Source organism: Butyrivibrio sp. INlla21, from assembly GCF_900116875.1.
GTDB lineage: Bacteria > Bacillota > Clostridia > Lachnospirales > Lachnospiraceae > Butyrivibrio.
This window is the reverse complement of sequence record NZ_FPCC01000050.1, coordinates 1-10,484: the sequence shown is the minus strand read 5'-3', so window position 1 is coordinate 10,484 and position 10,484 is coordinate 1. Positions and strand designations below refer to the sequence as shown.

The 10,484-nt window shown below is 41.6% G+C and carries 11 protein-coding genes; 5 read left to right on the top strand and 6 right to left on the bottom strand.

What is annotated here, in order from left to right:
* Positions 1 to 184 precede the first annotated feature (184 nt).
* The gene (locus tag BM377_RS15765) at positions 185 to 1,360 is read left to right on the top strand and encodes an IS110 family RNA-guided transposase (protein ID WP_092242689.1); all 1,176 of its coding nucleotides are present in this window, start codon (positions 185 to 187) and stop codon (positions 1,358 to 1,360) included.
* Positions 1,361 to 1,573: 213 nt separating this feature from the next.
* On the opposite strand, the gene BM377_RS15760 is transcribed toward BM377_RS15765, so the two are convergent.
* From BM377_RS15760 to BM377_RS15750, 3 genes are all read right to left on the bottom strand, one after another.
* Positions 1,574 to 2,245, bottom strand: coding sequence for a hypothetical protein (locus BM377_RS15760; RefSeq protein ID WP_092250888.1), 672 nt, complete (start codon positions 2,243 to 2,245; stop codon positions 1,574 to 1,576).
* 74 nt (positions 2,246 to 2,319) lie between these two features.
* Positions 2,320 to 2,895 carry a hypothetical protein gene (locus BM377_RS15755; RefSeq protein ID WP_092250885.1) on the bottom strand — a complete coding sequence of 192 codons (576 nt, stop codon included), beginning with the start codon at positions 2,893 to 2,895 and terminating at the stop codon, positions 2,320 to 2,322.
* Between the two features lie 155 nt (positions 2,896 to 3,050).
* On the bottom strand, positions 3,051 to 3,848 hold the full coding sequence (locus tag BM377_RS15750) for a hypothetical protein (protein ID WP_092250882.1): 798 nt from the start codon (positions 3,846 to 3,848) through the stop codon (positions 3,051 to 3,053).
* 64 nt (positions 3,849 to 3,912) lie between these two features.
* On the opposite strand from BM377_RS15750, the gene thrC reads away from it, so the two are divergent.
* Positions 3,913 to 5,406: a threonine synthase gene (thrC, locus tag BM377_RS15745; RefSeq protein WP_092250879.1), complete on the top strand. Its 1,494-nt coding sequence runs from the start codon at positions 3,913 to 3,915 to the stop codon at positions 5,404 to 5,406.
* A gap of 17 nt (positions 5,407 to 5,423) precedes the next feature.
* Entirely contained in the window at positions 5,424 to 6,794 is a 1,371-nt protein-coding gene (locus BM377_RS15740; protein WP_092250876.1) for a citrate/2-methylcitrate synthase, read from the top strand.
* A 185-nt stretch (positions 6,795 to 6,979) separates the two neighbouring features.
* Here BM377_RS15740 and BM377_RS15735 read toward each other — a convergent pair whose 3' ends face one another.
* Positions 6,980 to 8,197 (bottom strand): iron-containing alcohol dehydrogenase, encoded by a 1,218-nt coding sequence (locus BM377_RS15735; RefSeq protein WP_092250872.1) that lies wholly within the window; start codon positions 8,195 to 8,197, stop codon positions 6,980 to 6,982.
* 244 nt (positions 8,198 to 8,441) lie between these two features.
* Here BM377_RS15735 and BM377_RS15730 point away from each other — a divergent pair, with 244 nt between their 5' ends.
* Both BM377_RS15730 and BM377_RS15725 read left to right on the top strand, forming a co-directional pair.
* A complete protein-coding gene (locus BM377_RS15730; protein WP_092250869.1) occupies positions 8,442 to 8,741 on the top strand; it encodes a hypothetical protein in 300 nt (99 codons plus the stop codon).
* A 12-nt stretch (positions 8,742 to 8,753) separates the two neighbouring features.
* Positions 8,754 to 9,170, top strand: a complete 417-nt coding sequence (locus tag BM377_RS15725) for a hypothetical protein (protein ID WP_092250866.1) — start codon at positions 8,754 to 8,756, stop codon at positions 9,168 to 9,170.
* A 28-nt stretch (positions 9,171 to 9,198) separates the two neighbouring features.
* Here BM377_RS15725 and BM377_RS15720 read toward each other — a convergent pair whose 3' ends face one another.
* On the bottom strand, positions 9,199 to 10,068 hold the full coding sequence (locus tag BM377_RS15720) for an IS3 family transposase (protein ID WP_177223783.1): 870 nt from the start codon (positions 10,066 to 10,068) through the stop codon (positions 9,199 to 9,201).
* Positions 10,069 to 10,100: 32 nt separating this feature from the next.
* Positions 10,101 to 10,400 carry a transposase gene (locus BM377_RS15715; protein WP_092243827.1) on the bottom strand — a complete coding sequence of 100 codons (300 nt, stop codon included), beginning with the start codon at positions 10,398 to 10,400 and terminating at the stop codon, positions 10,101 to 10,103.
* Positions 10,401 to 10,484: the final 84 nt, after the last annotated feature.

Below are 10,484 nucleotides of genomic sequence, written 5' to 3'. Positions count from 1 at the left end.
GATACTGTGGATTGGTTGTTACCTCCTACCGCATAGACGGTTTTTAAAAGGCTCCAACCACAGTCTCTTTGTTTATTTGTTAATCAGTTAGTTACCGCATGACGGTTTATCAAGAAGTAGGTTACGATTGCAAGGAGCCCTGTGGATCTGAAACAGTATCAATACTATTTTAGGGAGGTCCTATATGATCTATGTAGGAATTGATGTCGCTAAAGACAAACACGATTGCATTATCAAAAACTCTGTTGGGGAAGTTGTTTTCAGAACATTCACCATCAAAAACAATCTCGATGGGTTCAATGATCTTTATCAGAAAATAGAATCCGTAATGGAAGATGTATCAAAAGTAAAAGTAGGGCTAGAAGCCACCGGACACTATAGTTACAATCTTCTTGGGTATCTCATTGATAAAGGTTTGCCCACCTTCGTTATCAATCCGTTACATACCAATCTGTACAGAAAAAGTCTAAGCCTTAGACAGACGAAAACGGATAAAGTAGATGCCAGTACGATTGCTTCTATGCTCATGTCAGATGTGAACTTAAAGTCCTACTCTGACACATCGTACCACAACGAGGAACTCAAGTCACTAACCCGCTATCGCTTTGATAAAGTAAAAGAACGGGCAAAGCTTAAAACTTCCATCTCTCGTCTAGTCTGTATCCTTTTCCCTGAATTAGAAAAACTTGTTCCTACTCTGCATATGAATTCTGTTTATTCATTGCTATACGAATTTCCTGGAGCTAAGCAAGTAGCATTCGCTCATCTTACAAGGCTTTCTAATTTACTGTCCGAATCTTCTAAAGGTCATTACGACAAGGATGTTGCAATAACATTTCGAGAAGCAGCAAGAAACTCTATCGGCTCAAATATGTCAGCAAAATCACTTGAATTAAAGCACACCATTAAGCTGATACGTGAGCTTGATTCCGAGATTGATGAAATCGAAGGAAAAATCAAGGCTATCATGGATACCATCAATTCTCCAATTCTTAGCATTCCTGGAATAAGCTATCGTATGGGCGCCATGATCATAGCAGAGATTGGAGATTTCAGCAGATTTGAATCTGCCGATAAAATCCTTGCCTATGCCGGTTTATCACCATCTACATATCAATCCGGGCAATTAGATAACTGTCATCCTCGAATGGAAAAGCGGGGTTCCAGATATCTACGATATGCTCTGTTTAACGCCACTATCTATGTCTGCCATTGGGATCCGACGTTCAACGCCTACCTTGCTAGAAAGCGAGCTGAAGGAAAGCACTATTATGTCGCTATGTCCCATGCAGCTAAGAAGCTCGTAAGACTGATATATCGGCTTGAAAAATCTAATCAGCCATACAATAAAGCCGTTTAACTAATTCCATACAAATCTTCTTTCAAGAGCATCTTGTGCGATGCTCTATTTGTCATGCAGTTTTCAAGGTACTAATTGCGATGAATAAATCACCATCACTATATTTAAAACATTTCTGTCTTAAAACATTTCTATTGACTTTCTTTAATAGTTAGTCTTTTATAAGTGTAAAAGCAAAACTGCCATTCCCTTTAAATAAGAGTTAAGAGCCGATCACTGTACAACTTTTGAGGATGTTTCGACGTTCTCGATTGTGATCCTGTCGACCTTTTCGTCATAGATATCGAATACGATATTGGTATCATCAAAGTTATACTCGATAGCACTGAATGTATCATCGTGAACCTTGTTGGGCTCGCCGTATGCTGCAATGACTTCTTCTTTTGAGCATCCTACGCAGATGTTCTTGGGTGTCAGAATCCCGCTTGCGATAACATAAATGCATTTGGGAAGTTCTTCGCCGTCAACTTTATATGTTTCAAGCTCGATCGCATGTGAATCGAAGCTGTATAATGCTTCGTTGGTATATAGGCTTGTCTGTTCGGAATCTTTTTTTCCGAGAGCCTTAAGTGTAGTATCAACATCGTTTAGTACCGAAATCACATTTCCCTTATATAGAAAAGAATCATCGGGAAGGGAAGCGTAAGCGGTAGAAGTAGCAGGCTTGATCACGGATTCTGTTGAGGCCGCTGCATTTGCGGCAAGATCAGCCGATATTCCGACTGAAGGCATGTCTGCGAGCCCGGTTGATACACCGGCATCAATATCGGTAGTAGGGCCTGCTGTGTTTTCGGGAGAGGACTCTGATGAGGTTGTTCCGCATCCCATAGCTGTCAGCATAATTGCTGAAACGGTTAATAGTGCTGCAATCCTTGTTCTGTTCATATCTCCCTCCTTTTATAAGCGTAAGTCTTTCCTTTGGTAAACGTTACTTCTTCCCTTTGATAAGCGCTAAGCGCTTAACTAAATGCTGTTTTTGAATGATAATAGCTGTTTGTGTACAGAACCATATCGACCTTTTCTTTTGTATCATCAAATCTAAATGTGATGTTATACGTGTCGAATTGGTATTCTATTGTATATATCAACCCGTCATCTGTTTTGGTGTCGGGATCGCCGTAGGCGCCTGTTATCTCATCCTTGGTACTTCCTACGCCTACATCTCTGGAAGTTTTGATATCGGGTGAAAAGATTCCGATATCTACAGGTGCTTCCTTGCCGTCGATTACATTCGTTGCAAAATCAATCTTTCCGTTATCAAATAAATAGTTTTTGTAATCGCTGCCTGTACTTGATCTATCTGCATCGTAATCCCCGAGATAGCCAAGTGTGATAGCAGCATCATTCAATATTGAAATCTTGTTTCCGTTATATAGGAAAGCATCATCTGTAAGCTCGTGGGTATTATCCGAATTGCTGTCAGATGCTTCTTCAATTTCCGTGGTGTCCTCCTCTGTGGCTGAATTACTGCAGCCTACAATCGTGATCATCATGGCAGATGCTAACAAAAGTGTGGATATTGTTCTTTTTATCATGTCGTTCCTCCTGAAGTAAGCATCTTTCCTTTTACAAGCGTTAAGTGTATTAGTAATGCTAGTACACTTATATCACATTTCGACGTGAGTGTCAATGAATAATTACAAAATAATTAAAAATTAAGAATTAAAAAAATGGGAAAAAGAGGGCAGAGTCAGCCCTTTAAAGAGTAGATTTTATCTGATATTTTTACTTTGAGATATATCTCGGCATACTGGGATGCGGAGACCTCTTCGACGTAATTTTGGATGAAATTTCTGTTAATTCCGTTTTTAATAAGAATGTCGGCCGCTTTGTTGTACGCAATGGCTGCCTCAGCCTCAGATGCATACTTGCCTACAACATAGTTGCTTCTTATATGTATAACGGTCTTGTATTTAACAAGTCCTTTTTCGGCAAACTGTCTTACACCGTGGTATCTGTTTAGGATAATGATGTTTTCATAGCGAAGGTCGTACGGATCGTCGTTGGCAAAAAGATAGTCGCGTCCCCTTACGGAGTAGCTCTTTATTCCGTATCTTCCCAGAACTGACAACTGGCTTCCGTAATCGGCAACAAAAAGATGAGAGCCTCGTTTCATTATTTTATGTGATGAATAATAAAAGAGATCCTCTATATCAAACTTATACGCAATGCCGGGAGAAATATAATAAAGAAAGAATTTCTTTTCAAGGTAGATCGGAGTGGATATGTACATGCCCTTGTCTCTGTAATTGATAAGCGTGACGAATTTATCGAAGGGCAGAGCATACTCTTTTTTGTAGGAAGAGATACCGATCTTATCCGATGAAAGTATTTTTAGAGCTTCTTTATAGACCTTGGCTGCCGTTCCTTTTACAGGGAAAGAACCAAGGGAAATGTGTTTGCCTTTATAGGTTATTGATGCTCTGTAGGAAGGGGTTCCGTCCTTAAGTGAGGTAGCGTAAACCCCGAGAGATTTATTTTTTTTCACACAAGAACCTCTTTTATGATATACTTTACGGGAATATTGTATCAATAAAAGAGGAGTAAAAGCAATGGCAAAGGAAGTATTGTATAGTAGCACCAGAGGCGCACAGGGCCAGATTAAGGCTTCTGAAGCGATTCTTAGAGGACTCGCACCGGACGGAGGATTGTATGTTCCGGATTATATACCGCATCTTGAAAAGAGCCTTAGAGAGATCTCAGAGCTCGATTATCAGGGAACAGCTTATGAAGTAATGAAGCTTCTTCTTACGGATTACACTGAGGAAGAGCTTAAGTATTGCATTTCTCATGCATATGATTCCAAGTTCGATACCAAAGAGATAGCACCTATTTCGGAAGCAGACGGCGCATACTACCTTGAGCTTTATCACGGAGCCACAATTGCTTTTAAGGATATGGCACTTTCAATCCTGCCTTATCTCATGACTACAGCAGCTAAAAAGAACAACGCCAAGAACGAGATCGTTATTCTTACAGCTACCAGCGGAGATACAGGAAAGGCTGCACTTGCAGGTTTTGCCGATGTTCCGGGAACAAGGATCATCGTATTTTATCCCAAGCACGGTGTAAGCCCTATTCAGGAACAGCAGATGGTTACTCAGAAGGGTGACAATACCTGCGTTATCGGAATTGAAGGAAACTTTGACGATGCTCAGACAGGAGTTAAGAAGCTCTTTACCGACCCCGAGCTTGCTAAGCAGATGGATGCCAAGGGATTCCAGTTCTCATCTGCAAACTCTATCAATATCGGTCGTCTTGTGCCTCAGATCGTATATTATGTATATTCATACGCTAAGCTCCTTAAAGAGGGCAGAATAGCGGATGATGACAAGATCAATGTAGTTGTACCCACAGGTAACTTCGGTAACATCCTTGCCGCATATTATGCTAAGAACATGGGCGTGCCGATCGGTAAGCTTATCTGTGCATCCAACTCAAACAAGGTACTATTTGATTTCTTCCAGACGGGAGAGTACGACAGAAACCGTGATTTTGTGCTTACGGCTTCTCCTTCAATGGATATTCTTATTTCATCAAACCTTGAGAGACTTATCTATCACATCTCAGGCGACAGTGCATCTAAGGATGCTGAGTACATGAAGCAGCTCACTGAGACAGGTAAGTATGAAATAACAGATGATATGAGATCCAAACTTGTTGATTTCTTCGGTGGTTTCGCTACTGAGGAAGAGACTTTTGATACGATAAGAAAGGTATTCGACAAGACAGGATACCTTATGGATACACATACAGCAGTTGCCGCTTCAGTTTACGGCAAGTATGTGAATGAGACGGGAGATAAAACAGCAACTGTTATTGCTTCTACTGCCAGCCCCTTCAAGTTCACAAGAAGTGTCATGAACGCACTTGGAAAAGGCGATGACAGCAAGGATGATTTCGCACTTGCAGACGAGCTTTCTGCAGTTTCGGGCGTTGCTATACCCGAGGCGGTTTCATCTATCAGAACAGCTGAGATAAGACATAAAACAGTTGTCGATAAGACAGAAATGGAGAGGGCAGTAAAGAATTTCTTAGACATGTAAACGGAGGTGCGTATTTATTGGAAAACGGAAAAAACATTTACTCAGAAAACACACCGCAGATTGTTGAACTTGCTAAGCTTTCGGAAGTTGCCGATCAGATAGAGAACGATCTTTTTCTTAAATATGATGTTAAAAGAGGTTTAAGAGACCTCAACGGTAAGGGCGTACTTACCGGACTTACACGTATTTCTGAGATTATTGCCAAAGAAGAAGTTGACGGTAAGAGCATTCCCAAGGACGGAGAGCTCTACTTTAGAGGATATGATGTAAAAGACCTGATCAAGGCCGCAGTTGACGATAAGAGATTTGCTTTTGAGGAGTGCGCTTATCTGCTTTTGTTTGATAAGCTCCCCAATAAAGAAGAGCTTGGCGATTTTAACAGACTTCTTGGTTTTTACAGATCTCTTCCTACAAGCTTTGTAAGAGACATTATCATGAAGGCACCCAGCAAGGATATGATGAATACACTCGCAAGGAGCGTACTTACGCTTTACTCCTATGACGACCTTGCGGATGACACATCACTTCCCAACGTACTTAGACAGAGCCTTCAGCTTATAAGCCTTTTCCCTCTTTTATCCATTTACGGATATCAGGCTTACAATCATTATCATGAGGGAAACACATTGTTTATTCATCCGCCTATTGAGAGTCTTTCAACGGCGGAGACCATATTGCAGCTGCTTAGACCGGACAGCAGATATACAGAGCTTGAAGCAAGGCTTCTTGATATCTGTCTTGTGCTTCACATGGAGCACGGCGGTGGTAACAACTCATCTTTCACAACACATGTTGTGAGCTCAAGTATGACGGATACTTATTCTGTTATCGCGGCAGCCATCGGATCACTTAAGGGCCCCAGACACGGCGGTGCCAACATCAAGGTTGTGCACATGTTTGACGACATCGAGCAGAACGTCAAGAACTGGGAAGACGAAGATGAGCTTTCAGCTTACCTTGAGAAGATACTCAACAAGGAGGCGTTTGATCAGGCAGGTCTTATCTATGGTATAGGACATGCGATCTATTCCAAGTCTGACCCGAGAGCGCTTATTCTTAAGAGCTTTGTTGAGAAGCTCGCAGTAGAGAAGGGCAGGGAAAAAGAGCTTGCGCTGTACGAAGCTGTTGAGAGGCTTGCGCCGAAGATCATCAGTGGGGAGCGTACGATGTACAAGGGTGTCAGCGCAAACGTTGACTTCTATTCGGGCTTTGTTTACAGGATGCTTGATCTTCCCGAGGAGTTGTACCCGACAATTTTTGCTATGGCGAGAATCGTTGGTTGGAGTGCACACCGAATGGAGGAGCTTGCCAACAATGGTAAGATCATTCGTCCGGCCTACATGGCAATCGAGCCCCGCAAGGACTACGTTGGCATGGAGGACAGGTAAAACCGGCAGACAGGCGGACCGCGCCCGATATGTTAGATATCGCTTCGACGGTAGGATAATGGCTTAAAGATACGTACGAAGGATCGGTTTCCTCGCATGTATCTCCAATAACTTAAAGACAGGGAAAATTCTCATTTCACGTTGTTTAAAGAAATCGAATTTTCCCTGTCTTTTCATTGATTAAATTAGAAATCTACTTCTGTATCATAGTAGCAGCACTTGAGGAGTTTTTCCATCTCTTCCTGGCTGGGCTGACGAGGATTAGAGCCTGTGCATGCATCGAGGATAGCGTTAGCTGCGATGTCATGGAGTCTCTCAAGGAATACATTCTCGGGAACAAAGCCCTGCTCAGCGGGAAGTCCGTCTGCTCCGTAGTGAGCGATACAATGAGGAATATAAAGATCGTCATTCATCTTGCGGAGGTACTCGATAAGAAGCTTAACCTTCTCGTCGTCATTGGAGCCGCCAAGGTGCATGTAATCTGCGATCACGCCGTAGCGCTTCTTGGCTGTGGGATCCTTGGCGTTGAATGCAACAACCTTGGGAAGGTACATAGCATTGGCTGCGCCGTGGATAATGTGTGCTCCGAGGTCTGCGAATACAGCACCTGTCTTGTGAGCCATTGAATGAACGATACCAAGGAGAGCATTGGAGAATGCCATTCCGGCAAGACACTGTGCGTTATGCATAGCATCTCTTGCGTCCATATCTTCGTTGTAGGACTTAACAAGATTGTCCATGATCATCTCGATAGCATGAATTGCAAGAGGATCTGTATAGTCACAGTTGGCTGTTGAAACATAAGCCTCAACGGCATGTGTCATAGCGTCCATACCTGTGTGTGCAACTAGCTTCTTGGGCATTGTGTGCGCGAGCTCGGGATCTACGATAGCAACATCGGGTGTGATCTCGAAATCTGCGATAGGGAATTTGATACCCTTATGATAATCTGTGATGATAGAGAAAGCTGTAACCTCTGTAGCTGTTCCAGATGTAGAAGAAATAGCACAGAATTTAGCCTTAGTACGGAGCTTGGGAAGTCCGAATACCTTGCACATATCTTCAAATGTTGTCTCGGGATACTCATATTTGATCCACATAGCCTTAGCTGCATCGATAGGTGAGCCACCACCAATAGCTACGATCCAGTCAGGCTGGAATTTCTGCATAGCTTCTGCACCCTTCATAACAGTCTCAACTGATGGATCAGACTCGATACCCTCAAAGAGTTCTACTTCCATTCCGGCTTCCTTGAGGTAAGCCTCAACTTTCTGTAAGAATCCCCCTCTTTTCATTGAGCCGCCACCTGTGCAGATGATGGCGCGTTTGCCCTCAAAAGTCTTAAGTGCTTCAAGAGCACCCTTTCCGTGATAAACATCTCTGGGCAGTGTAAAACGTGACATATAAAATACCTCCTTCAAAATCTTGTTAAAAAAATAACATTAAATACATTATATGTGCATATCCCACAAAACTCAAGCTATTTATTGCTTTTCTTTGTGAAAATTCCACCAAAAAATCAACTAAATTTAAGTGCACTTTTCACAGTTAGATAATTATTATCATTGAAAATAATAAGTTAAATATGATATTATTTTTAATAGTTATTCACATATTAGTATATAAAAAGAAGGGGAGTGAAGAGTAGTGCCTGAAAACAAGGTGTTTATGGATACAAATATCTTTACTGATATTGTTAACGATATTAAATATTCAACGGGTGAATGTATCTTAGATGAGACACCTCTTGATTCTGTTAAGGTTTGGCAATATATGGATGTCGGACTTAAGATGGAAAAAATATTAAAGAAAGTTTACAAATCATCAAAAGAGTACAGAAAAGAAGCTTCGGAATCTTTACCTAGAGCTTTTTTAACACTGAGAGATAGTATGATACGTGTAGATGATGTCGCAAGTAAGAGTATCAAAGTTGACATGAAGAAATAATGGGGAAAAACAATGAGCAGCATAGATGAACTTAATGATCGTATTCAAGCGCTTAAGGAAAGAAGGGACGAGCTTTATGACAAGATTAGAGAGCTTGAAGATGCATACGACTATATAGCCCAAAGAAAAGCAAATATAGAAAACAATGTTTACAAACCGGCATGTACTTATGACATGACAAGAAATGGCGAGTGGCTTGGGGAGCGCGAAAGAGACGGCGAGGATTATCGAAATGAGATGAACATGAGAACTTCCGAGGGCCTAAATGAGACCGCGCAGTTACTTGAGGATATATTGCAGCTTATAGAAAATATCAAAGAAGAAATAAGGCAGATTGAAGAAGAGATTGATTCGCTAAGAGCAGAGAGAGATTCACTGATAGAAGCAAGTCAGCCGGCACAAGGGGAGTGGTCCTATGTCAAGATTTAGTACAAATTAAAATGAGAGGATTCGCCTGCTAAGCAGCAGACAAATCACTTACCCTTTCGTACAGCTTTTCATACTCATCAGGAGACATGTAGTCACAGTGGCTATGAATTCTGACGGTATTATAAAAGGTCTCTATGTATTCAAATACTAGAGAATAAGCATGACGATAGTCTTTAATTGTAAACCTGTTAAGCCATTCCCTTTTAATCAAGGAGTGGAATGATTCGATGCAGGCATTATCGTAAGGATAGCCCTTATGGGAATAGCTATTAGTCATCTTTTTGGTGGCCTCTCTCCAGGCCTCTGACACGTATTGACTGCCACGGTCAGTATGTATGATTAAAGGCTGGTCAGTTGATCTGCGAGCCTTGGCTTTGTTAATTGTTTCAATAACAGTAGATACTTCCATGGAGTCAGCTAGAGTCCATGCAATTATCTTTCTAGCATATAAGTCCATGACACAGTTGAGATAAACGAATCCATCCTGTGTCCAAATGTAAGTTATATCAGTGCACCAGACAGCGTTAGGACGATCTGGGTTAAATTGTTCATCAAGGATGTTATGAAGCTGCTTGCTGAAATCTGAGTCTTTGGTAGTAGCAATCCAAGGTTTAGTCCATTGGGCTCTGATACCCATTTCACGCATGTATTTACCTACTGTGCGTTCGGAGATGGTCTCACCAGAAGCGCGAAGTTCTTTGGTTATTTTAGGGGCTCCGTAGTTCTGTTTAGATTTATCATATATTTTCTGGATTTCCTTCTTAACAGCGTTTTTACGCTGCTTTGTGGGAGAAACTTTCCTGTTAAGGAAAGCTCGGTATCCAGAGCGAGACACGCCTAACAATTTCAGCATTCCAGAAGTAGAGACTTGGCGCTTAGAAACTTTAGATGCCTCCACTTTGGCAGAAACTTCGGTATAAATGGCTTCTGTCAGTCTTTCCCCAGAATGCTGATGGCTTTTTTTAACACATCAAGGGCGTCCTGAGCATCCCTAAGCTCACGTTTTAGACGAGCAATTTCCTTTTGCTCATCAGAACTATAGTTACCGGAACCTCTGACAGGTATATCACCGTCATTGTTCTTGAATTGGGATTGCCACCTAGCTAAAGTGCTGACACCTATTCCCAGGTTCTTAGCACATTCAGCTTGAGTTAAATCAGGATGTTCGTTGCAATAGTTGACAGCATCCAACTTAAATTGCTTAGTGTGTTGTTTGTTTTTTCTTGGCATAATGAGCTCCTCCATATTGGTTATTATATATTACCTGAAGGGGAATATCTCATTTTGCTTTGTACTATTTAGATGCTACCACCA

Excerpts from the sequence above, each read along its gene's own strand:
- BM377_RS15765 (WP_092242689.1), top strand. The coding sequence starts at position 185 with ATGATCTATGTAGGAATTGATGTCGCTAAAGACAAACACGATTGCATT.
- BM377_RS15760 (WP_092250888.1), bottom strand. The coding sequence starts at position 2,245 with ATGAACAGAACAAGGATTGCAGCACTATTAACCGTTTCAGCAATTATG.
- BM377_RS15755 (WP_092250885.1), bottom strand. The coding sequence starts at position 2,895 with ATGATAAAAAGAACAATATCCACACTTTTGTTAGCATCTGCCATGATG.
- thrC (WP_092250879.1), top strand. The coding sequence starts at position 3,913 with ATGGCAAAGGAAGTATTGTATAGTAGCACCAGAGGCGCACAGGGCCAG.
- BM377_RS15735 (WP_092250872.1), bottom strand. The coding sequence starts at position 8,197 with ATGTCACGTTTTACACTGCCCAGAGATGTTTATCACGGAAAGGGTGCT.
- BM377_RS15725 (WP_092250866.1), top strand. The coding sequence starts at position 8,754 with ATGAGCAGCATAGATGAACTTAATGATCGTATTCAAGCGCTTAAGGAA.
- BM377_RS15715 (WP_092243827.1), bottom strand. The coding sequence starts at position 10,400 with ATGCCAAGAAAAAACAAACAACACACTAAGCAATTTAAGTTGGATGCT.